Annotated in this window: 19 protein-coding genes and 1 riboswitch; of the genes, 7 read left to right on the top strand and 12 right to left on the bottom strand. The window is 70.4% G+C overall.

Translation table 11 applies throughout. The features are described from left to right. Nucleotides 1–69: 69 nt before the first annotated feature. From OG861_RS10940 to OG861_RS10915, 6 genes are all read right to left on the bottom strand, one after another. On the bottom strand, nucleotides 70–1,101 hold the full coding sequence (locus OG861_RS10940) for a ribonucleotide-diphosphate reductase subunit beta (RefSeq protein ID WP_329198148.1): 1,032 nt from the start codon (nucleotides 1,099–1,101) through the stop codon (nucleotides 70–72). After that, nucleotides 1,101–3,503 (bottom strand): ribonucleoside-diphosphate reductase subunit alpha, encoded by a 2,403-nt coding sequence (locus OG861_RS10935; protein ID WP_329198149.1) that lies wholly within the window; start codon nucleotides 3,501–3,503, stop codon nucleotides 1,101–1,103. Before OG861_RS10935 ends, OG861_RS10940 begins: the two co-directional genes overlap by 1 nt. Nucleotides 3,504–3,655: 152 nt before the next feature. Continuing rightward, nucleotides 3,656–3,778: riboswitch (cobalamin riboswitch) on the bottom strand. A gap of 53 nt (nucleotides 3,779–3,831) precedes the next feature. Continuing rightward, a complete protein-coding gene (locus tag OG861_RS10930) occupies nucleotides 3,832–4,332 on the bottom strand; it encodes a GNAT family N-acetyltransferase (protein ID WP_329198150.1) in 501 nt (166 codons plus the stop codon). Between the two features lie 74 nt (nucleotides 4,333–4,406). Beyond that, the gene (locus tag OG861_RS10925) at nucleotides 4,407–4,604 is read right to left on the bottom strand and encodes a YbdD/YjiX family protein (RefSeq protein WP_190183352.1); all 198 of its coding nucleotides are present in this window, start codon (nucleotides 4,602–4,604) and stop codon (nucleotides 4,407–4,409) included. Then, the gene (locus OG861_RS10920) at nucleotides 4,601–6,814 is read right to left on the bottom strand and encodes a carbon starvation CstA family protein (protein ID WP_329198154.1); all 2,214 of its coding nucleotides are present in this window, start codon (nucleotides 6,812–6,814) and stop codon (nucleotides 4,601–4,603) included. Before OG861_RS10920 ends, OG861_RS10925 begins: the two co-directional genes overlap by 4 nt. A gap of 128 nt (nucleotides 6,815–6,942) precedes the next feature. Next, on the bottom strand, nucleotides 6,943–7,707 hold the full coding sequence (locus OG861_RS10915) for a GntR family transcriptional regulator (RefSeq protein ID WP_329202439.1): 765 nt from the start codon (nucleotides 7,705–7,707) through the stop codon (nucleotides 6,943–6,945). Between the two features lie 291 nt (nucleotides 7,708–7,998). Here OG861_RS10915 and OG861_RS10910 point away from each other — a divergent pair, with 291 nt between their 5' ends. From OG861_RS10910 to OG861_RS10895, 4 genes are all read left to right on the top strand, one after another. Further along, nucleotides 7,999–9,288: an extracellular solute-binding protein gene (locus OG861_RS10910; RefSeq protein ID WP_329198156.1), complete on the top strand. Its 1,290-nt coding sequence runs from the start codon at nucleotides 7,999–8,001 to the stop codon at nucleotides 9,286–9,288. 73 nt (nucleotides 9,289–9,361) lie between these two features. Then, nucleotides 9,362–10,357 carry a carbohydrate ABC transporter permease gene (locus OG861_RS10905; protein WP_329198157.1) on the top strand — a complete coding sequence of 332 codons (996 nt, stop codon included), beginning with the start codon at nucleotides 9,362–9,364 and terminating at the stop codon, nucleotides 10,355–10,357. Beyond that, the gene (locus OG861_RS10900; RefSeq protein WP_329198159.1) at nucleotides 10,354–11,235 is read left to right on the top strand and encodes a carbohydrate ABC transporter permease; all 882 of its coding nucleotides are present in this window, start codon (nucleotides 10,354–10,356) and stop codon (nucleotides 11,233–11,235) included. Before OG861_RS10905 ends, OG861_RS10900 begins: the two co-directional genes overlap by 4 nt. A 6-nt stretch (nucleotides 11,236–11,241) precedes the next feature. After that, on the top strand, nucleotides 11,242–12,729 hold the full coding sequence (locus OG861_RS10895; protein WP_330261695.1) for a glycoside hydrolase family 3 protein: 1,488 nt from the start codon (nucleotides 11,242–11,244) through the stop codon (nucleotides 12,727–12,729). Nucleotides 12,730–12,807: 78 nt separating this feature from the next. Here the strand turns inward: OG861_RS10895 and nagB are convergent, their stop codons facing one another. Both nagB and OG861_RS10885 read right to left on the bottom strand, forming a co-directional pair. Beyond that, entirely contained in the window at nucleotides 12,808–13,593 is a 786-nt protein-coding gene (gene nagB / locus OG861_RS10890; protein WP_329198164.1) for a glucosamine-6-phosphate deaminase, read from the bottom strand. Nucleotides 13,594–13,757: 164 nt separating this feature from the next. Continuing rightward, on the bottom strand, nucleotides 13,758–14,519 hold the full coding sequence (locus OG861_RS10885) for an SDR family oxidoreductase (RefSeq protein WP_329198166.1): 762 nt from the start codon (nucleotides 14,517–14,519) through the stop codon (nucleotides 13,758–13,760). An 83-nt stretch (nucleotides 14,520–14,602) separates the two neighbouring features. On the opposite strand from OG861_RS10885, the gene OG861_RS10880 reads away from it, so the two are divergent. Next, nucleotides 14,603–15,196 (top strand): TetR/AcrR family transcriptional regulator, encoded by a 594-nt coding sequence (locus OG861_RS10880; RefSeq protein ID WP_329198168.1) that lies wholly within the window; start codon nucleotides 14,603–14,605, stop codon nucleotides 15,194–15,196. 396 nt (nucleotides 15,197–15,592) lie between these two features. After that, nucleotides 15,593–17,062: a sensor histidine kinase gene (locus tag OG861_RS10875; protein ID WP_329202440.1), complete on the top strand. Its 1,470-nt coding sequence runs from the start codon at nucleotides 15,593–15,595 to the stop codon at nucleotides 17,060–17,062. A gap of 171 nt (nucleotides 17,063–17,233) precedes the next feature. Here OG861_RS10875 and OG861_RS10870 read toward each other — a convergent pair whose 3' ends face one another. Further along, the gene (locus tag OG861_RS10870) at nucleotides 17,234–17,491 is read right to left on the bottom strand and encodes a WhiB family transcriptional regulator (RefSeq protein ID WP_003953983.1); all 258 of its coding nucleotides are present in this window, start codon (nucleotides 17,489–17,491) and stop codon (nucleotides 17,234–17,236) included. A 322-nt stretch (nucleotides 17,492–17,813) separates the two neighbouring features. Continuing rightward, nucleotides 17,814–18,779, bottom strand: a complete 966-nt coding sequence (locus tag OG861_RS10865; RefSeq protein WP_329198169.1) for a diacylglycerol/lipid kinase family protein — start codon at nucleotides 18,777–18,779, stop codon at nucleotides 17,814–17,816. Nucleotides 18,780–18,876: 97 nt separating this feature from the next. Between OG861_RS10865 and OG861_RS10860 the strand changes: the two genes are divergently transcribed. Beyond that, nucleotides 18,877–19,314, top strand: coding sequence for a hypothetical protein (locus OG861_RS10860; RefSeq protein ID WP_329198171.1), 438 nt, complete (start codon nucleotides 18,877–18,879; stop codon nucleotides 19,312–19,314). Between the two features lie 19 nt (nucleotides 19,315–19,333). On the opposite strand, the gene OG861_RS10855 is transcribed toward OG861_RS10860, so the two are convergent. Further along, on the bottom strand, nucleotides 19,334–20,314 hold the full coding sequence (locus OG861_RS10855; RefSeq protein WP_443056784.1) for an RNA polymerase sigma factor SigF: 981 nt from the start codon (nucleotides 20,312–20,314) through the stop codon (nucleotides 19,334–19,336). An 11-nt stretch (nucleotides 20,315–20,325) separates the two neighbouring features. Further along, the gene (locus tag OG861_RS10850; RefSeq protein WP_329198175.1) at nucleotides 20,326–20,739 is read right to left on the bottom strand and encodes an anti-sigma regulatory factor; all 414 of its coding nucleotides are present in this window, start codon (nucleotides 20,737–20,739) and stop codon (nucleotides 20,326–20,328) included. Between the last annotated feature and the right edge of the window lie 167 nt (nucleotides 20,740–20,906).

Below are 20,906 nucleotides of genomic sequence, written 5' to 3'. Positions count from 1 at the left end.
GGACCCCGGTCACCCGGGTCGTCGTTCTCCCCATGGGCGGGGACGCTACCAAGCCGTTGGAGCGGGGACTCAGAAGTCCTCGTCCAGGTCGACCGTGCCCTCGACCGCCACCTGGTAGGCCGACGGGCGGCGCTCGAAGAAGTTCGTCAGCTCCTGGACGCCCTGGAGCTCCATGAACGAGAACGGGTTCTGCGAGCCGTACACCGGCGGGAAGCCGAGACGGACCAGGCGCTGGTCCGCGACGCACTCCAGGTACTCGCGCATCGACTCGGTGTTCATGCCCGGCAGGCCGTCACCGCACAGGTCGCGGCCGAACTGCAGCTCCGCCTCCACGGCCTCCTTGAGCATGTCGGTGACCTGCTGCTGGAGGGCGTCGTCGAAGAGCTCCGGCTCCTCCTTGCGGACCGTGTCCACGACCTCGAACGCGAAGTTCATGTGCATGGTCTCGTCGCGGAACACCCAGTTGGTGCCGGTGGCCAGACCGTGCAGCAGGCCGCGCGAGCGGAACCAGTACACGTACGCGAACGCACCGTAGAAGAACAGGCCCTCGATGCAGGCGGCGAAGCAGATCAGGTTCAGCAGGAAGCGGCGGCGGTCGGCCTGGGTCTCCAGGCGCTCGATCTTCTCGACCGAGTCCATCCACTTGAAGCAGAACTGCGCCTTCTCGCGGATCGACGGGATCTCCTCGACCGCGTCGAAGGCGGCCGCACGGTCGTCCGGGTCGGGCAGGTAGGTGTCGAGCAGCGTCAGGTAGAACTGGACGTGCACGGCCTCCTCGAACAGCTGGCGCGACAGGTACAGGCGCGCCTCCGGGGAGTTGATGTGCTTGTACAGGGTCAGCACGAGGTTGTTCGAGACGATCGAGTCGCCCGTCGCGAAGAACGCGACCAGACGGCCGATCATGTGCTGCTCGCCCGGCGTCAGCTTCGCGAGGTCGGCGACGTCCGAGTGGAGGTCGACCTCCTCGACCGTCCAGGTGTTCTTGATCGCGTCCCGGTAGCGCTCGTAGAAGTCCGGGTAGCGCATGGGGCGCAGGGTCAGTTCGAAGCCCGGGTCGAGCAGGTTCTTGCTCGTTGCAACATCGGTGTCGGTGGAGCTCATTACTGGCAGGCCTCGCAGGACTCGGGGTTCTCAAGGGAGCAGGCCAGCGCATCGGCGTCGACGGCCTGCGGAAGGGGGGTGGCGGCGGCCGGCACGGCGCTGGCGGAGGCCGCGCGCGCGATCTTCGTCGCCGGGCGCGAGCGCAGGTAGTACGTGGTCTTGAGGCCCTGCTTCCAGGCGTACGCGTACATCGAGGACAGCTTCCCGATGGTCGGCGTCTCCAGGAACAGGTTCAGCGACTGCGACTGGTCCAGGAACGGGGTACGGGCCGCCGCCATGTCGATCAGGCCGCGCTGCGGGATCTCCCACGCCGTGCGGTACAGCTCGCGCACCTCGGCGGGGATCCAGCCGAAGCCCTGCACGGAGCCACTGGCCTCGCGCAGCGCCTCGCGGGTCTGCGCGTCCCACACGCCGAGCTTCTTGAGCTCGTCCACCAGGTAGGCGTTGACCTGGAGGAACTCACCGCTCAGCGTCTCGCGCTTGAAGAGGTTGGAGACCTGCGGCTCGATGCACTCGTACACGCCCGCGATCGAGGCGATCGTCGCCGTCGGGGCGATGGCGAGCAGCAGCGAGTTGCGCATGCCGGTCTCGGCGACGCGGGCGCGCAGTGCGGCCCAGCGCTCCGGCCAGTTCAGCTCGACGTCGTAGTGGTCGGGGTGCAGGACACCTCGGGCCGTACGGGTCTGCTCCCAGGCGGGGAGCGGACCGCTGCGCTCGGCCAGGTCGCACGAGGCCTCGTACGCGGCCAGCATGATCCGCTCGGAGAGCTTCGTGGACAGGGCCTTCGCCTCGGGGGAGTCGAAGGGCAGCTTCAGCTGGAAGAAGACGTCCTGGAGGCCCATCGCGCCCAGACCGACCGGGCGCCAGCGGGCGTTGGAGCGGCCGGCCTGCTCGGTCGGGTAGAAGTTGATGTCCACGACGCGGTCGAGGAAGGTGACGGCGGTGCGGACGGTCTCGTCCAGCCGCTCCCAGTCGATCTCGCCCGACTCCGCCAGGACGAAGGCGCCCAGGTTGACCGAGCCCAGGTTGCAGACGGCCGTCTCGCCGTCGTTGGTGACCTCGATGATCTCGGTGCAGAGGTTCGAGGAGTGGACGACCGTGCCGGGCTCGGCGGTCTGGTTCGCCGTCCGGTTGGAGGCGTCCTTGAAGGTCATCCAGCCCTGGCCGGTCTGCGCGAGGGTGCGCATCATCCGGCCGTACAGGTCGCGGGCGGGCATCGTCTTGCGGGCGAGGCCCGCCGCCTCGGCCTTGCGGTAGGCGGCGTCGAAGTCGTCGCCCCACAGGTCGACCAGCTCGGGGACGTCGGCGGGCGAGAACAGCGACCAGTCGGCGTCGGCGTTGACGCGGCGCATGAACTCGTCCGGCACCCAGTGCGCGAGGTTCAGGTTGTGCGTACGGCGCTGGTCCTCACCGGTGTTGTCGCGCAGTTCCAGGAACTCCTCGATGTCCGCGTGCCAGGTCTCCAGGTAGACGGCGGCGGCACCCTTGCGGCGGCCGCCCTGGTTGACGGCGGCGACGGAGGCGTCGAGGGTCTTGAGGAACGGGACGATGCCGTTGGAGTGGCCGTTGGTGCCGCGGATCAGCGAACCGCGGGCGCGGATGCGGGAGTACGACAGACCGATGCCGCCGGCGTGCTTGGACAGGCGGGCGACCTGGTGGTAGCGGTCGTAGATCGAGTCGAGCTCGTCCAGCGGGGAGTCCAGCAGGTAGCAGGAGGACATCTGCGGGTGCCGGGTGCCGGAGTTGAAGAGGGTGGGGGAGGACGGCAGGTAGTCCAGGCGGCTCATCAGCCGGTACAGCGAGGCCACTTCCTCGACGGCCGTCACGCTCTCGTCCGCGGCGAGACCGCAGGCCACGCGCAGCATGAAGTACTGCGGGGTCTCGATCACCTGACGGGTGAGGGGGTGGCGCAGCAGGTAGCGGCTGTGCAGGGTGCGCAGGCCGAAGAAGCCGAAGCGGTCGTCGGCGCCCTCGGCGAGCGCGTGCTCGACCAGCGCGTCGAGGCGGTTCGCGTGGGCGGCCACGAACTCGGCCGTACGGTCGGCGATCAGGCCCTCGCGGTGGCCGACCGCGACGGACGCGGCGAAGGAGGTGGCGCCCTGGCCCGCAGCCTCGTCGCGCACGGCCAGCGTGAGCAGGCGCGCGGCCAGCCGGGAGTACGCCGGGTCCTCGGAGATCAGCCCGGCGGCGGCCTCGGTGGCCAGCGAGCGCAGTTCGGCCTCGTCCGCGGTGGCGCTGCGGCCGCGCAGGGCGGCGGCGGCGACCCGGCCGGGGTCGGTGTCGGGGAGGTCAGCCGTCAGCTCGGTGAGGGTACGCAGCAGCGCGGCCCCATGGCCCCCGCCGGTGGTTGCGTTGTCGGACGGGTCGGACTCGGCGCGCGGTGCGGCGGGCGCGATGGTCACGGGGGGAGCTCTCCCTCACTCGGCTCCGGGGCACCTTCGGCGCGGGGCGCGAGTGGGCGCGCACGGGCCGTCCCCCATCAGGGCACGCTTGCGCCGCGCGGCGTCCACCGGCCCAACCGCGAGGCCCGGACGTGGCTGTTCCCGGTTCGGTCGAGCCGGGCGTGCTGTCGGCAGGTCCTCGGACTTCGGACGCACCTATGGGTGCCTTTCATACCGTTGCGGGACAGTTCCGGATTCACACCGGATTCCCCTGCGGCGACAGCGAGCACGAGCATACATGTGGGGGCCCCCTCCTGGGGGACCCCCTAGATGTTGTGTCGCGCGCCGACTACAGCGCGAGACCGTACGTGAGCAAACCGAGTTCGGGGACGGGCTCCCAGTCCCGATCCGGCGACCGTACGAAGCCCAGGCGCTCGTAGATCCGGTGTGCGGCCGGCATGTCCTCGGTGGTCGACAGCACGAGCCTGCGTACCCCCTCCAGGGCCCGGGCGCGGTCCACGCAGGCCCGTACCAACGCCTCGCCCGCGCCCCGGCCGCGGCCCTCGCGGGCGACCGCCAGCATGCGGAACTCGGCTTCGTCCGCGCGGGCGATGTCGCACAGCGCGCTGCCGGGCGCGGCGAAGGTCACACCGCCGACGACGCGCCCGTCGCCGAGCACGGCGACGAGCACCTCGGCCGCCGCGGCGCGGCCGGCCACGTCCCGGAGCCTGGCGAGGTACGGATCGTCCTCGCCGTACGTGAGCAGGCCGTCGTCGAGGTAGGCCCGGGCGGTGATGTCCCCGAGCGTCTCGTACTCCGCCGGCAGCGCCCGTCTGATGGTGATGTCCATGGCACCGAGTGTGCCGCGGGGGCACGGAAAAGGCCGCCGCGTTTCCGGGAGATACGCGGCGGCCCGTGGCCGGTTCAGCAGCAGCGGAAGCCCTCGCGCGGGTCGGCTTCGCGGGCGTCGGTGCGGGCGCGCTCGAAGGCGCGCCGGGTGAGGACCTCGGCGTCCGGGTCGTGGGAGCGGGCGTGGGCCACGTAGCGGTCGTAGGCGGCCTCGCCGGAGAACTCCCGTACGTAGTACCGGGCCTTGGCCAGCGCCTCCCGGACGCCGCTCACGCCACCGGCTCCTTGGTCTTGCCGCCGCCCGAGTCGAGGCCGGCGGCGGCCAGCTCCGCCCGCTCCTCGGCGGTCGCGATCAGCCCCGCCGGGGCGACGATCTTCGACTCGGTCCAGGGGGCCTCGGTGAGGGTCACGCCCTGCGGCGCGCGGACCGCCTTGACGCAGGTCCGGGCAGCGTCGACCAGCACGATGAGGATCAGCAGGGCGAACAGCACGGAAAGTACGCCGTCCACGGTGGCGTTGGTGACCACGGTGTGCATCTGGTCGAGGTCCTTCGCCGGCTTGATGACCTTCCCGGCGTCGATGCCGTCCTGGTACAGGTCGCGCTGCGCGAAGAAGCCGATCTTCGGGTTGTCGGAGAAGACCTTCTGGTAGCTGGCGGTGAGGGTCACCGCCACGTCCCAGGCCAGCGGGACGCCCGTCACCCACGCCCACTTGAGCCGGCCGGACTTGACGAGCAGCGTGGTGCAGACCGCCAGGGCGACCGCCGCCAGCAGCTGGTTCGCGATCCCGAACAGCGGGAACAGCTGGTTGATGCCACCCAGCGGGTCCTCCACGCCGACCCACAGGAAGTAGCCCCAGCCGCCGACGACGACCGCGCTCGCGATCCACACGCCCGGCTTCCAGCTGACGTCCTTGAAGGACTTGTGCACGTTCCCGAGGGTGTCCTGGAGCATGAAGCGGCCGACGCGGGTGCCCGCGTCGACGGTGGTGAGGATGAACAGGGCCTCGAACATGATGGCGAAGTGGTACCAGAAGGCCTTCATCCCGGCGCCGCCGATGACGGAGGAGAAGATCTGCGACATTCCGAGTGCGAAGGTCGGCGCGCCGCCGGTACGGGACAGCAGGGTGGTCTCCTCGACGTCCTTCGCGGCCTGGGCGAGGGCGTCGGGGGAGATGGCGAACCCGAAGTGCGTGACCGCCTGGGAGGCGCTCTCGACGGTGGCGCCGACGACCCCGGCAGGGGAGTTCACCGCGAAGAACAGGCCCGGCTCGATGATGCAGGCCGCGATCACGGCCATGACGGCGATGAAGGACTCGGTGAGCATCGCGCCGTAGCCGATGACCCGGACCTGGGTCTCCTTCTGGATCATCTTCGGGGTGGTCCCCGAGGAGACCAGCGCGTGGAACCCGGACAGCGCGCCGCACGCGATGGTGATGAAGACGAACGGGAACATCGAGCCGGCGAAGACGGGGCCGTCGCCGCGCGAGGCGAAGTCGGTGACGGAGGGCATCTTGAGCACGGGCATCGCGATGACCACGCCGATGGCCAGCAGGGCGATGGTGCCGACCTTCATGAAGGTGGACAGGTAGTCGCGCGGGGCGAGCAGCATCCACACGGGCAGCACGGAGGCCACGAAGCCGTAGGCGACCATCCAGATGACCAGGGTCTGCTTGTCCAGGGTGAAGACGTCGGCGAACGAGGAGTCGGCGACCCAGCCGCCCGCGACGATGGCGAGCAGCAGCAGGGCGACGCCGATCAGGGAGACCTCGGTGATCCGGCCCGGACGCAGGACGCGCAGGTAGAAGCCCATGAAGAGGGCGATCGGGATGGTCATGCCGATGGAGAAGACGCCCCAGGGGGAGTCGGCCAGCGCGTTGACGATGACCAGGGCCAGCACCGCCAGCAGGATGATCATGATGACGAAGACGGCGACCAGCGCGGCCGCTCCGCCGACGGGGCCGATCTCGTCACGGGCCATCTGGCCGAGCGAACGGCCGTTGCGGCGGGTGGAGAAGAACAGCGTCACCATGTCCTGGACGGCGCCCGCGAAGATCACGCCCGCCACGATCCAGATGGTCCCCGGCAGGTAGCCCATCTGCGAGGCGAGGACGGGACCGACCAGCGGGCCCGCGCCGGCGACGGCGGCGAAGTGGTGGCCGAAGAGCACGCGGCGGTCGGTGGGGTGGAAGTCGACACCGTTGTCGAGGCGTTCGGCCGGGGTGGCCCGGGTCTTGTCCACCCGCAGGACGCGTTCGGCGATGAAGCGTGCGTAGAAGCGGTAGCCGATGGCGTACGAGCCCAGCGCGGCGGCGAGCAGCCACGCCGCCGAGATCTCCTCACCGCGCGAGAGCGCGAGCACGCCCCAGCCGATGGCCCCGATGAGGGCGACGAGCACCCACACGGCGACCGACTTGGGCGAGAGCCCCCCTGACGAGGCTCCCGCCGTGTCCCGTGACGTGCCCGTTGCTTCCGGTTCCGGCATGATCCTCGTCCCCTCGTTGATCACTGCTGAGCGCAGGGAATCTACGGGGGCCCGATCGGTGGACGTAAGCCCCCGTCCGTATAGCGGTACGAGCGTCCACCGAGGGCCGATCAAGAGTCAATGAGGTATCAGGGGGCGGGCCGCTTGAGACGGGCAACGAACTTGTAACGGTCGCCGCGATACACCGAACGTACCCATTCGACCGGCTCGCCGTCGGCGTCCAGCGAGTGCCGCGAGAGCATCAGCATCGGCAGGCCGACGTCCGTGCCGAGGAGTCCGGCCTCGCGCGGGGTGGCCAGCGAGGTCTCGATGGTCTCCTCGGCCTCGGCGAGGCGCACGTCGTACACCTCGGCGAGGGCGGTGTAGAGGGAGGTGTACTTGGCCAGCGAACGGCGCAGCGCGGGGAAGCGCTTGGCCGACAGGTGGGTGGTCTCGATGGCCATCGGCTCGCCGCTGGCCAGGCGCAGCCGTTCGATCCGCAGGACGCGCCCGCCGGCGGAGATCTTGAGGAGTCCGGCGAGGGTGTCGTCGGCCGTCACGTAGCCGATGTCCAGGAGCTGGGAGGTCGGTTCCAGGCCCTGGGCGCGCATGTCCTCCGTGTAGGAGGACAGTTGCAGCGGCTGGGAGACCTTGGGCTTGGCGACGAAGGTGCCCTTGCCCTGGATGCGTTCGAGCCGGCCCTCCACGACGAGCTCCTGCAGGGCCTGACGGACGGTGGTCCGCGAGGTGTCGAACTCGGCCGCGAGCGTGCGCTCGGGCGGTACCGGCGTGCCGGGCGGCATGGTCTCGGTCATGTCGAGCAAGTGCCGCTTGAGTCGGTAGTACTTGGGAACCCGCGCCGTGCGAGTGGCCGGCCCGCCTTCCGGCTCCGTGGTCGCCCCTTCGGTGGCCATCGCCGCCCGCCTTCCCGACTCCAGTTTCGCTGCCGTCACCGGCTCCTCCGATATGTGCGGTCACATCGTGACACGGGTGGGAGGACAGGCCTCCTCCCTCCCCCAGGTGTCGGTCCGGTAACGGACCGATCACCCGCTCATTAGACCCTTGACACCCCTAAAGGTCTAGGCCAAGCTCCGGTTACTGGTCTACACCAATATGGATCGGATCCCGGCCCCACGCTCAGTACTTCGCGTATGTCACCGCGGTGGGCAAGGGAAGTGCAGGAAGGCATCCCTGAGGAGGGTGGCGTGAAGCGCAAGCTCATCGCGGCGGTTGGAGTCGCGGGCATGGTGATCGGCCTGGCGGCGTGCGGTGGCTCGGACGGCAAGGGCGGCGACACGGCCGACAAGGCGTCCGGCGCCAAGGAGCTGACCGTCTGGCTGACGGTCGACGCCCAGAACAACTGGCCGGAGCTGGTCAAGGCGGCCGATGACGCGATAGTCGCCAAGCACCCCGGTCTGACGGTCAAGCACGAGTACTACGGCTGGCCGGACAAGAACGCCAAGCTCGATGCCGTCCTCGCCACGGACAAGGCCCCCGACGTGGTCGAGATGGGCAACTCCGAGATGATCGGCTACATGTCGACCGGTGCCTTCTCCGAGATCGACCCGTCGAAGTTCGACAACTCCGCCGCCTGGCTCGACGCCTTGAAGCAGTCCGTCACCTACGACGGCAAGACCTACGGCGTCCCGTACTACGCCGGCGGCCGCGTCGGCACCTGGCGCAAGGACCTGGCCGCGGAGGTCGGCGTCACCGCCGCCCCCAAGAGCTGGGCCGAGCTGACCTCCGCCCTCGACAAGATCCAGGCCGCGAAGGGCGACAAGTTCAGCGCCCTCTACCAGCCCTCGCCGGACTGGTACGGCGCGATGTCCTTCGTCTACGACAACGGCGGCGCCATCGCCAAGAAGGACGGCGGCTCGTGGAAGGGCTCCCTGTCCTCCCCCGAGGCGGTCAAGGGCCTCAAGCAGTACAAGGAACTCCTCGACAAGTACATGCACGCGGACAAGACCAAGGACGAGGCCGACCGCCCGGTCGTCTTCGGCCAGGGCAACTCCGCCGCCATCTTCGCCGCCGCCTGGGAGGGCTCCACCGCGGCCGACCCGAAGAGCGACAAGGTCGGCGGGCTCAAGGACAAGCTCGAGAACTTCGTGATGCCCGGCCCGAGCGGCAAGAACCTCCCCGTCTTCCTCGGCGGTTCGGACCTCGCGGTCCCCTCGAAGTCCAAGGCCAAGGACATCGCCTCCGAGTGGATCAACGCCTTCACCGGCTCCCAGGGCCAGCAGGGCCTGATCGCCAAGGGCAACCTGCCGAACAACAAGACGGACCTCGGCCCGCTCAAGGCCGACCCCAAGACCCAGGTCCCGGCCACCGCCGCCGAGTCCTCCTGGTTCGTCCCGACCGCGCCCGGCTGGGGCCAGGTCGAGAAGGGCAAGGTCCTGCAGACCATGCTCCAGGACATCGGCACCGGCAAGAAGTCGGTCGAGGACGCGGCCAAGGCCGCCGACGCCGAGATCGACAAGGTCATCAACACCAAGTGACCCGGGTGCGGGGCCCCGCCGGACCGGCGGGGCCCCGCTGCCCGTCAAGAGAGGGACCCCCGAGGAGCACGCGATGAGTGCCGCACAGACAACCACCGCCGATCTGCCGCCGGCACGGCAGCGGACTTCCACCGGACCCGGGACGGGCAAGACCTCCGCGCCGGGGCAGCGGGGGCGCAAGGGCCCCGGCGCGACCCCCTGGCTGCTGCTGGCCCCCTGCCTGCTGATCATCGTCCTCGTCATGGGCTACCCGCTGTTCAGGCTGGTGTCCCTCTCCTTCCAGAGCTTCGGCAAGTCCGAGCTCTGGGGCTTCAAGGACGCGGAGTTCGTCGGCCTCGACAACTTCACCAAGGTCCTCGGCGACGGCGTCTTCTGGTCCGTCGTGCTGCGCACCCTCGTCTTCGCGGCCGGCGCGGTCATCCTGACCATGGTCATCGGAATGCTCGTCGCCCTGCTGCTCCAGAAGGTCTCCGGCTGGGTCAAGGCGCTCATCAGCATCGCCCTGGTCGCGAGCTGGGGCATGCCCATCATCGTCGCCACCGCCATCTTCAAGTGGATCTTCGACGCCGACTACGGCGTCCTCAACTACCTGATGAGCAGGCTCCCCGGCGTCGACATGATCGGCCACAACTGGTTCGCCAGCGGCCCCCAGGGCCTCGCCGTGATCATGCTTCTCGTGGTCTGGGGCGCGGTGCCCTTCGTCGTCATCACCCTCAGCGCAGGCCTCACCCAGGTGCCCAAGGAGCTGGAAGAGGCCGCGCGCCTCGACGGCGCGGGCGCCTGGGGCGTGTTCCGCCACGTCACCCTCCCCATCCTCAAGCCGATCATCGTCATGCTGACGACCCTCTCGGTCATCTGGGACATGGGTGTCTTCCCGCAGGTCTTCGTCATGCGCAACGGCAACCCCGAGGCCGAGTTCCAGTTGCTGACCACCTACTCGTACAAGCAGGCCTTCGTGGTCAACGACTACTCGGGCGGCTCCGCGATCGCGCTCGTCACCGTCCTGCTGCTGCTCGGCGTGGTCGCCGTCTACATGCGCCAGATGCTCAAGATCGGAGAGGTGGAGTGACCTCGACCACCGCGGCCGCCCCGGCCACCGCGCCCCCCGGCTCCCGCCGCCACAAGCAGAGGAAGAAGTCCCGGCTCGGCTGGAACCTCCTCGGCCTGCTCGTCTTCGTGACCGCCGGGTTCCCGGTCTACTGGATGCTGAACACGGCCCTCAAACCGGCCAAGGACGCGATCGACCCGAACCCGCACTTCTTCCCGGCCACCTTCACGCTGGACAACTTCCGGCGCGCGCTGGAGATCTCCGACTTCTGGGGACCGGTCGGACGCAGCATGATCGTCTCGCTCACGGTGGTCGTCATCGGAATCGCCGTCGGCATGCTGGCCGCCCTGGCCATCTCCCGGTTCGCCTTCCGCGGCCGCAAGATCGTGATCGTCGGCATCCTCGCGGTCCAGATGATCCCGCTCGTCGCGATGATCATCCCGGTCTTCCTGCTGCTCAACGACCTCGGCCAGTACGACAAGCTCAGCGGCCTGATCATCACCTACCTGACCTTCATCCTGCCCTTCACCGTCTGGACGCTGCGCGGCTTCATCGTCAACATCCCCAAGGAGCTGGAAGAAGCGGCCATGGTCGACGGCTGCACCCCCGCCGGCGCCTTCCTGCGCGTCGTCTTCCCGCTGCTCGCCCCGGGCATGGTCGCCACGTCCGTCTACGGCTTCATCCAGGCGTGGAACGAGTACCTCTACGCCCTGATGCTGATGAGCCAGCAGAACCAGACGGCCACCGTCTGGCTCGGCAACTTCACCACCAAGAACGGCACGGAGTTCGCCCCGATGATGGCCGGCTCCACCATGATGGCGCTGCCCATCGTCATCCTCTTCCTCATCGTCCAGCGCAAGATGGCCGCGGGCCTCACGGCCGGCGCCGTGAAGGGATAACGGCCCATGACTGTCCTTGCGCACCAGACGGACACGCTCACCCGCGACGCCCTCGCGGTCCTCCAGCCCGGCTTCGAGGGCACCACGGCCCCCGCCTGGCTGCTGCGCAGGCTCGGCGAAGGCCTGCACTCCGTCGGCCTGTTCGGCCGCAACATCACCTCCCCAGGACAACTGGCCCGGCTCACCGCCCAGCTGCGCGCCGAGCGGGACGACGTCCTGGTCGCCATCGACGAGGAGGGCGGCGACGTCACCCGCCTGGAGGTCCGCGAAGGCTCCTCCTTCCCCGGCAACCTGGCCCTGGGCACCGTCGACGACACCGGCCTGACCCGGGACGTCGCCCGCGAACTGGGCCGCCGCCTCGCCGCCTGCGGGGTCAACCTCAACTGGGCACCCTCCGCGGACGTCAACTCCAACCCCGACAACCCGGTCATCGGCGTACGGTCCTTCGGCGCCGACACCCACCTCGTCGCCCGGCACACCGCCGCCTACGTCGAGGGCCTGCAGGCCGCCGGGGTCGCCGCCTGCACCAAGCACTTCCCGGGCCACGGCGACACCAACGTCGACTCGCACCTCGCCCTGCCGCGCATCGACGCCGATCCGGACACCCTGGCGGCACGTGAACTCGTACCGTTCAAGGCCGCCGTGGAAGCCGGGACCAAGGCCGTGATGAGCGCGCACATCCTGGTGCCCGCCCTCGACGCCACCCGCCCGGCCACGCTCAGCCCGCGCATCCTGACCGGGCTGCTGCGGGGGGAACTCGGCTACGAGGGCCTGATCGTCACCGACGGCATGGAGATGAACGCCATCGCGGGGACGTACGGGATCGAACGCGGCTCCGTCCTCGCCATCGCGGCAGGCGCCGACGCGATCTGCGTGGGCGGCGGACTCGCCGACGAGGCCACCGTCCTGCGGCTGCGCGACGCGCTGGTCGCGGCCGTGCGCGAGGGCACGCTTCCCGAGGAACGGCTCGCCGACGCGGCCGCCCGGGTCCGTGAACTCGCCGAATGGACCCGCGGGAAGCGGGCCGCCGCGGTGCCGGGCGCGCCGGAGGGGAGCGCGCCCGGCATCGGCCTGACGGCGGCCCGACGGGCGCTGGTCCTGACCGGACGGGCGAGCGCCGTCGAAGCCCCGTACGTGGCCACGCTCGCGCCCGTCGCGAACATCGCGGTGGGCGACGAGACCCCGTGGGGCGTGGCCGCCGAGCTCGCGGCGCTGCTGCCGAAGACCGCCTCGGCGGTGTACCCGCAGGGCTCCACGGCCGCGGACATCCTGGCCGCGGCGGGCAGCCGCACGGTCGTCGCGGTGGTCCGCGACGCGCACCGCCACCGGTGGATGACGCAGGCCCTGGACGCGCTGGTCGCCGCGCGGCCGGACACGGTGGTGGTGGAGATGGGCGTGCCGCAGGCCGGGCCGCGGGGTGCGCTGCACATCGCGACGCACGGCGCGTCCCGGGTGTGCGGGCGCGCGGCGGCGGAGGTCATCGCGGGCGTCTAGCGCGCGCCGCCGACGACGAAGGGCCGGGCACCCGAAACGGGGGTCCGGCCCTTCGGGGGCGCGTGGGGGAGGCGCCGCTTAGAGCCCCTGCCACGCGGGCTTGTCGGCGTACGTCTGCCGGAAGTAGTCGGCCAGCTTCAGCTTCGACGCCGCCGCCTCGTCCACGACCACCGTGGCGTGCCGGTGCAGCTGCAGCGCGGAGGCCGGGACCAGCGCGGACAGCGGCCCCTCGACGGTCTGCGCGACGGCCTCCGCCTTGCCTTCGCCGGTGGCGAGCAGCACCAGGTGGCGGGCGTCGAGGATGGTGCCGATGCCCTGGGTGATGACGTGGTGCGGTACCTGGTCTATGTCGTCGTCGAAGAAGCGGGCGTTGTCGACGCGCGTCTGGTGGGTCAGCGTCTTGATCCGCGTGCGCGAGGCCAGCGAGGAGCAGGGCTCGTTGAAGCCGATGTGCCCGTCCGTGCCGATGCCGAGCAGCTGGAGGTCGACGCCCCCCGCTGCGGCGAGGGCGCGGTCGTACGCGTCGCAGGCGGCCACGATGTCGTCCGCCGAGCCGTCGGGGCCCATGAAGGACGCCTCGGACAGTCCGAGCGGTTCGACGACCTCGCGCAGCACGACGGCGCGGTAGGACTCCGGGTGCCCGGCCGGCAGGCCCACGTACTCGTCGAGCTGGCAGATGCGGGCCTTCGAGACGTCGGCCTCCCCGGCCTTGACCTTGGCGGCGAGGGCCTCGTAGACCGGCAGCGGGGTGGAGCCGGTCGCCACCCCGAGCAGGGCGTCGGCCTTGCGGCGGACCAGGGCGGCCATGGCCTCCGCGATGAGCTCGCCGCCTGCCTTGGCGTTCGGGACGATGACAACTTCCACGCGGGGCCTGCCGATCTGGAGAGGTGATGTGGTATAGACCAATCTAGCAGAATCGACCCGTTCGTGGCGGGCCTTGCGCCCCTCTTCCATGGTGATCCGATCCCCGTCCGGCGGCCTCTCGGCGCGGCTCTCGGCGCGGTCCCGACGGCCCCCGCGGCGGCCGCCTACAGCAGCGCGAGCTGGAGGCCGCCCGTCGCGTCCAGGTGCTTGCCCGTCATCCAGCGGGAGTCCGGCGAGGCCAGGAAGGCGACGATGTCCGCGACCTCCTCCGCCGTGCCGGTCCGACCGAAGACCGAGCGGGCCGATACGTGCGCGCGGGCGGCCGGGTCGGCCAGCCAGCCCGCGTTGAGGTCGGTTTCGATGACGCCCGGACCCACCGAGTTGACGGTGATGCCGCGCGGCGCGAGCGCCGCGGCCAGTGACACCGTCAGCGCGTTCACCGCCCCCTTGGCCGTGATCGTCGCCAGGATCGCCGGCAGCGCGAGGTCCGGCGTGCCCGTCACGTTGACGATCCGGCCCCCGTCCCGCAGGCGCGACAGCCCGTGCTTGATCACGAAGAACGGCGCCTTCGCGTTGAGCGCGTGCGCGCGGTCGTAGGTCTCCTCGTCCGTGTCCTCGATCCCCGCGAAGTCCGCGGCCCCCGCGTTGTTGACCAGGATGTCCAGCCCCTCCTCCGCCCCCGGGTGGGAGTCGTACGCGGCCCACAGCGCCCGCGCGTCGCCCGGGACCCCCAGCTCCGCCCCGATCGCGAAGGCCCGGCCGCCCTCCGCCTCGATCGAGGCGACCGTCTCCCGCGCGGCCTCCCCGTCGTGGCCGTAGTGCACCGCGACCAGCGCCCCGTCCCGCGCCAAGCGCCGGGACACGGCCCGGCCGATGCCCCGGCTGCCACCCGTGACCAGAGCCGTCTTCCCCTCGAGCACGCCCATGACGCGCCCCCTTCCAAAATCTCTAGTGATCGCTACAGAAGGAACCGTAACAGATTTCCTAATGGCCGCTATAGAATGTGCGCATGGTGACCGGACAGCGCGGCAGGCCCCGCTCCTTCGACCGCGACGCCGCCCTCGACACGGCCTTGCGCGTCTTCTGGGAGCGCGGCTACGAGGCGACCTCCATCGCCGACCTCACCCGGGAGCTGGGCATCGGCGCGCCCAGCCTCTACGCGGCCTTCGGCGACAAGCGCACGCTCTTCGAGGAGGTCGTCACCGCCTACGGCGGCCGGTACGGCGGCTTCGCGGCCGTCGCCCTCGCCGAGGAGCCCACCGCCGCCGCGGCCGTACGCCGCGTGCTGCGCGAGGCCGCCGACATCTACACCGATCCGGCCCACCCCAAGGGCTGCCTGGTCATCAGCGCGGCGATCAACACCACCTCGGACGAGGTGGCCGAGGCCCTGCGGGAGCGGCGCAACGAGAACCTGGCGACCTTCGAGAGCCGGATCGCGGCGGACGTCGCCACCGGTGCGCTGCCCGTCGGCACGGACGCGAGGGCACTCGCCCGCTACGTCGGGGCGGTGCTCCAGGGGATGTCCCAGCAGGCGCGCGACGGGGCGGGCCGCGAGGAGCTGGAAGCGGTCGCGGAGACGGCGATGCGGGCCTGGCCGGGGTAGGGGTCCGCGGGGAGTGCTTCCTCCGCGCCACGGTCTTGCCCGGGGTCGTCGTGTTTCCTCTGGGCCACGGTGCAGGACGGGACCCTCAGCCCGCCCGGCACCGTAGCCCGGAGTACTTACGGCCGGCGGGTGTGCGGTTCCCGGCGGCCGGTGGGAGGGGCCTGCGCGGTCAGGGCAGAGCGCGCGGCTTACCTCGATCCGTCCTCCTGTGCGGGGAGGGCGGAAGCTTAAACCATTGTGGACTAGACCAATCTGTCCTGTCCATCCAAGGACAGGGGTTGTAATCCCGTCACTTCCTCCAACAGTACGCGGAGCAGGGCCCTCCTGGATACTCCCTGGTATTCGCCGTGGGGAAAGTCATGGCCATACCCGGGGTACGCTCGCCCCGTGCCCTCCATGAACGACCTCGTACGCCAGCACACCGCTCTCAGTGAAACCGACCTGGAGTGGCTGCACCTGCTGGTCTCGGAGTGGCAGCTGCTCTCCGACCTGTCCTTCGCGGACCTCGTGCTCTGGGTCCCCACCCTCGATGGCACCCGCTACGTCTCGGTCGCGCAGATGCGCCCGAACACCGGCCCCACCTCGTACCAGGACGACATGGTCGGCCACCTGGTGCCGCGCGGCCGCCGCCCGCTCCTCGACGCCGCCCTCGACGAGGGCCGGATCGTCCGCGAGGGCGACCCGGAGTGGCGCGAGGAGGTCCCGGTGCGCGTCGAGTCGATCCCCGTACGGCGCGAGGGCCGCGTACTCGGAGTGATCGCCCGCAACACCAACCTGCTCACCGTGCGTACACCGAGCCGGCTGGAGCTCACCTACCTCCAGTCCGCCTCCGACCTGGCCCAGATGATCGCGGCGGGCTCCTTCCCCTTCCCCGGCCAGCAGGTCGACATGGACGCCTCCCCGCGCGTCGGGGACGGGTTGATCCGGCTCGACGCCGAGGGCGTGGTGACGTACGCGTCCCCGAACGCGCTCTCCGCCTATCACCGCCTCGGGCTCGCCTCCGACCTGGTCGGCCAGCACCTGGGCACCACCACCGCCGAACTGGCGCCCTCGCGCGGCCCGGTGGACGAGGCCCTGGTGAAGCTGGCCAGCGGCTGGGCCCCGCGCGAGACGGAGATCGAGGGCAACGGCGGGGTGATCCAGCTGCGCGCCATCCCGCTCAAGCCCAAGGGCACCCGCATCGGTTCCCTGGTGCTGTGCCGCGACGTCACCGAACTGCGCCGTCGCGAACGTGAACTGATCACCAAGGACGCGACCATCCGGGAGATCCACCACCGGGTGAAGAACAACCTCCAGACGGTGGCCGCGCTCCTGCGCCTCCAGGCCCGCAGGATGGATTCGCCCCAGGGCCGCGAGGCGCTGAACGAGGCCGTGCGGCGCGTCGGTTCGATCGCGATCGTGCACGAGACGCTCTCCCAGAACCTGGACGAGCGCGTGGAGTTCGACGAGATCGCCGACCGGGTCATCGCGATGGTCGCCGAGATCTCGCCGGGCAAGGTCGCCTGCCGGCGCACCGGCCGGTTCGGGATCCTGGACGCGGAGGTAGCCACTCCGCTGTCGATGGTGCTGACCGAGGTCCTGCAGAACGCCCTGGAGCACGCCTTCACCCAGGGGGAGGGCGGCACGGTCGAGGTGTCCGCAGCCCGCTCGGGCACCGGCCGCGCCGATGCGCGGCTGCTGATCAAGGTGCTGGACGACGGATGCGGTCTGCCCGAGGGCTTCGACCCGCAGCGGGCCGGCAACCTCGGGCTCCAGATCGTGCGCACCCTGGTCGAGGGAGAGCTCGGCGGCACGTTCGACATGGTCCGGGCCGAGCCGCGCGGCACCCGGGTCGTCCTCGACATCCCCGCCAGCCCGCAGAAGTAGGGCGACCGACGGTAACGCAGCGCAGCGACCGCACCCTTACTCAGGGTTACGGAACCTGCCCCGCACAGCACTGAGCCCCGGACCGATGGTTCCCGGTCCGGGGCTCAAGAGCACGTTGCTGAGCGCTTCTCAGGGTTCTACGCGCTGCGGCTCGAGGCTCGAAAGTCGATGTCAGGCGCTGGCGTTGCGCGCCCGGTTGCGAGCGGCGCGGCGCTTCATGGCGCGGCGCTCGTCCTCGCTGAGACCGCCCCAGACGCCGGAGTCCTGACCGGACTCGAGCGCCCACTGCAGGCACTGCTCCATGACGGGGCAACGGCGGCAGACGGCCTTGGCTTCCTCGATCTGCAGCAGCGCAGGACCGGTGTTGCCGATGGGGAAGAAGAGCTCCGGGTCTTCCTCGCGGCAAACGGCGTTGTGACGCCAGTCCATGGCTGCTCCATCTCCTTGTATTGCGAACAGGTGGCTTGTGAATGTGAACGCTTTCACGAATCCCCCCGTGAGGGAAGGGCTGGCCCCCAGAAGACGACTGGGGGGTCCGAAGATTCGTGGTGGGGTTCTGGCGGTCTGTGTGGGTGCCGGGTTGTGCGGGCTGTCCCGATCGCCATGTAGAGATTCGCAAACCTCGGACGGGGATACAACCCCTTCCGGAAAGTTTTTTTGGATTCGTCGGTGTCGACTAGGTCACAGCCCTAGTTCCTGGGGGTGTACCGGCGTGTAAACGTTCGAGTGAAAGGATTTTTAGCTCTTCTACTCACACAATCACACGCAGTGCACGGCGAACGCCTGTGAACCGAACGCTGGTCCGCAATCCCAGGTGGTCCCCGTCCATCTGGAAGGGGAGCGGAACCTTCGAATGCAAGGTGAAGTCGGTCAGATCGTGCAGAGTCACCGCGTGCTTGCCCTGTGGACCGCGCTCAGGAGTCGAGGTCAGGAGCTGAGTGGCGTACTTGGCGACCGCCGGAGTTGACAAACGGTCCAGCGCCAATACGTCAAGTGCGGTATCGAACGACGCGTCGGGGGAGGCGTACAGGGGACGGTTCCCCAGGTAGGTCCAGGGCGAGGTGTTGCAGACTATCGACAGCACCAGGTCCCGCACGGGCTCCTCGCCGGGCCGCTCCAGGGTGACCGTTCCGTGCCGCCGGTTGGGTTCGTCGAGGAACTGGCGCACGAGCTGTCGTACGTACAGGGCGTGCGTCGAACGCTTGCCGCGTTCCCGCTGCTGCTCGACCCTGCCCACGACCCCGGCGTCGAAACCGAAGCCCGCGCAGAAGGTGAACCAGCGCGCCGGGACGGACTCGTCCTCCGTGCCGGGGGCCCCGGCCGCCAGACCCAGACCCACCGTGCGCTCGCGCCGTTCCCGCAGCGCGTCCAGCAGGGCGCCGGTCGCCTCGACCGCGTCGTTGGGCAGTCCGAGCGCGCGGGCGAACACGTTCGTCGAACCGCCCGGGACCACCGCGAGCCCCGGCAGCCGGTCCGGGTCGGGCCCGTCGTGCAGGAGGCCGTTGACCACCTCGTTGACCGTGCCGTCGCCGCCCAGGGCCACGACGAGGTCCAGACCCTCGTGGGCCGCCTTGCGTCCCAGGTCACGGGCGTGACCCCGGTACTCGGTGGTCACCGCCTCCAGCTTCATCTCACTGGCCAGGGCGTGGGTCAGGACGTCACGCGTACGCGCACTGGTGGTCGTCGCTGCTGGATTGGCCACGAGAAGTGCACGCATGAGCGCCAGCCTACCCACCCGCTCGGAGGCGGCCCATACTGCCCGTCCCCGGGCACCGTCCGCCCCGGCGCGGGCGGCGCGCGGCTACCCTGCTGGAGTGAGTGAGAAGCCGACCCCGAATGCCCCGGCCCCCGACGCGCCCGCCGCCGCGCTGCCCGGCCGGCTGACCGCCGCCGCCGTCCTGTGCGCGCTCCAGGGTCTGGCCCTGGCCGGCCTCGGCGGCTACCTGCTGTTCGTCGGCGTCGCAGGCCACGTCGACTCCGCGCAGCAGTCAGAGACCGGCGGCCTGACCCTGCTCGCGCTCGCCGCGCTGCCGCTGATCGCGGCGCGGGGGCTGCGCCTGGGCCGCCGGTGGAGCCGGGGCCCGGCGTTGATCACCCAGCTGATGGCGCTGCCGGTGGCGTGGACGCTGTGGACCGCCGGAGGTGCGCTGACCGCCGCCGCGGTGGCCCTGGCGGCGGCCGCGCTGGCGGTCGTGGTCCTGCTGGTGAACCCGACGGCGACCGAGGCGCTGGGCATCGGGCCCGCCGCCTGAGTCCCACCGGGCTCCCCGCTCACTCCTCCACGAGGAGCTTGTCGCGCAGCTGGGCCAAGGTGCGGGCCAGCAGGCGGGAGACGTGCATCTGGGAGATGCCGACCTCCTGGGCGATCTGCGACTGCGTCATGTTGCCGAAGAACCGGAGCAACAAGATCCGCTTCTCCCTGGGCGGCAGCCCTTCCAGCAGCGGTTTGAGGGACTCGCGGTACTCGACGCCCTCCAGCGCCTCGTCCTCCGAGCCCAGCGTGTCCGCGACCGCCGGCGACTCGTCGTCGGTGTCGGGGACGTCCAGCGAGAGCGTGCTGTAGGCATTGGCCGATTCCAGCCCCTCCAGCACCTCCTCCTCGGAGATCCCGAGCCGCTCCGCCAGCTCGTGGACCGTGGGGGAGCGGCCGTGCTGCTGGGAGAGTTCCGCCGTGGCCGTGGTCAGCGAGAGCCGCAGCTCCTGCAGGCGCCGGGGCACCCGTACCGCCCAGCCCTTGTCGCGGAAGTGCCGCTTGATCTCGCCGACGACCGTGGGCGTGGCGTATGTGGAGAACTCCACGCCCCGGTCCGGGTCGAACCGGTCCACCGACTTGATCAGGCCGATCGTCGCCACCTGGGTCAGGTCGTCGAGCGGCTCGCCGCGGTTGCGGAACCGCCGGGCCAGGTGCTCCACCAGCGGCAGGTGCATCCGGACCAGGCGGTTGCGCAGCTCCGCCCGCTCCGGGGAACCGTCGGGCAGCTCCCGCAGTTCGAAGAACAGCGCCCGCGCGCCACTGCGGTCGCGCGGATCCGGCAGCGCCGGAGCCGCCTGGGCCACGGCCGCGGGTGGCTGTGAGGATTGTGGTTCGTCGTGCTGGTTCTCGCTCATAGGGCCCGCCCGTCGCTCCGCCGAGTCCAAAAAGCCGCTTTCCGCATCCGCGTCAGCCGGGTGCGGCCGGGCGTGTTGCTGCTCCGGGATGCCGCCGTCGACCTCATGCCGTACCCGGGGCCGATCCCCGCCCCGCACCGGGATCTCCCCGCCGCTCACGCCGGGCCTGGCCCCGCGCCGCGCTGTTTGTAAAGGCTGATGCACACCGTGCGGTTCTCCTCGACCGTCGCCTCGACCTTGCCGGCGAGGGCGGACAGCACCGTCCACGCGAACGTGTCGCGCTCGGGTGCGCGGCCGTCCGTGGTCGGCGCCGAGACGGTGACTTCCAGCGAATCGTCGATCAGCCGGAACACACAGCTGAGGACGGAGCCGGGCACGGCCTGCTGGAGCAGGATCGCGCAGGCCTCGTCCACCGCGATGCGGAGGTCCTCGATCTCGTCGAGGGTGAAGTCCAACCGTGCCGCGAGACCGGCTGTCGCCGTGCGCAGCACCGACAGGTAGGCACCCGCAGCCGGCAGCCGGACTTCGACGAAGTCCTGGGTCGCGGGCTCGCCTGCGATCTGGGACACCCTCACCTCCAAGGTGGTACGAGCTCTGTTCGCCGGTGACGCTATCGCGATCCGGGTGATCGTGTCGCGGCACCCCTCACGGCACCCGCTGGGAGTGCCCGGGACACCCGCCGTTCCTGCGGCCGGTGACCGATGGTAAGCCCACGGGTACACACAGTGGCTAGGGG

Origin of the sequence: Streptomyces sp. NBC_00539 (genome assembly GCF_036346105.1) — a bacterium.
Classification (GTDB): domain Bacteria; phylum Actinomycetota; class Actinomycetes; order Streptomycetales; family Streptomycetaceae; genus Streptomyces.
Note: the sequence above shows the minus strand (reverse complement) of the source record. Positions and strands in the feature narration are given on the sequence as shown.

Coding starts and splice junctions, on each gene's coding strand:
- OG861_RS10940 (WP_329198148.1), bottom strand. CDS start 1,101: ATGAGCTCCACCGACACCGATGTTGCAACGAGCAAGAACCTGCTCGAC.
- OG861_RS10930 (WP_329198150.1), bottom strand. CDS start 4,332: ATGGACATCACCATCAGACGGGCGCTGCCGGCGGAGTACGAGACGCTC.
- OG861_RS10920 (WP_329198154.1), bottom strand. CDS start 6,814: ATGCCGGAACCGGAAGCAACGGGCACGTCACGGGACACGGCGGGAGCC.
- OG861_RS10915 (WP_329202439.1), bottom strand. CDS start 7,707: ATGGCCACCGAAGGGGCGACCACGGAGCCGGAAGGCGGGCCGGCCACT.
- OG861_RS10905 (WP_329198157.1), top strand. CDS start 9,362: ATGAGTGCCGCACAGACAACCACCGCCGATCTGCCGCCGGCACGGCAG.
- OG861_RS10895 (WP_330261695.1), top strand. CDS start 11,242: ATGACTGTCCTTGCGCACCAGACGGACACGCTCACCCGCGACGCCCTC.
- OG861_RS10885 (WP_329198166.1), bottom strand. CDS start 14,519: ATGGGCGTGCTCGAGGGGAAGACGGCTCTGGTCACGGGTGGCAGCCGG.
- OG861_RS10880 (WP_329198168.1), top strand. CDS start 14,603: ATGGTGACCGGACAGCGCGGCAGGCCCCGCTCCTTCGACCGCGACGCC.
- OG861_RS10875 (WP_329202440.1), top strand. CDS start 15,593: ATGAACGACCTCGTACGCCAGCACACCGCTCTCAGTGAAACCGACCTG.
- OG861_RS10870 (WP_003953983.1), bottom strand. CDS start 17,491: ATGGACTGGCGTCACAACGCCGTTTGCCGCGAGGAAGACCCGGAGCTC.
- OG861_RS10865 (WP_329198169.1), bottom strand. CDS start 18,779: ATGCGTGCACTTCTCGTGGCCAATCCAGCAGCGACGACCACCAGTGCG.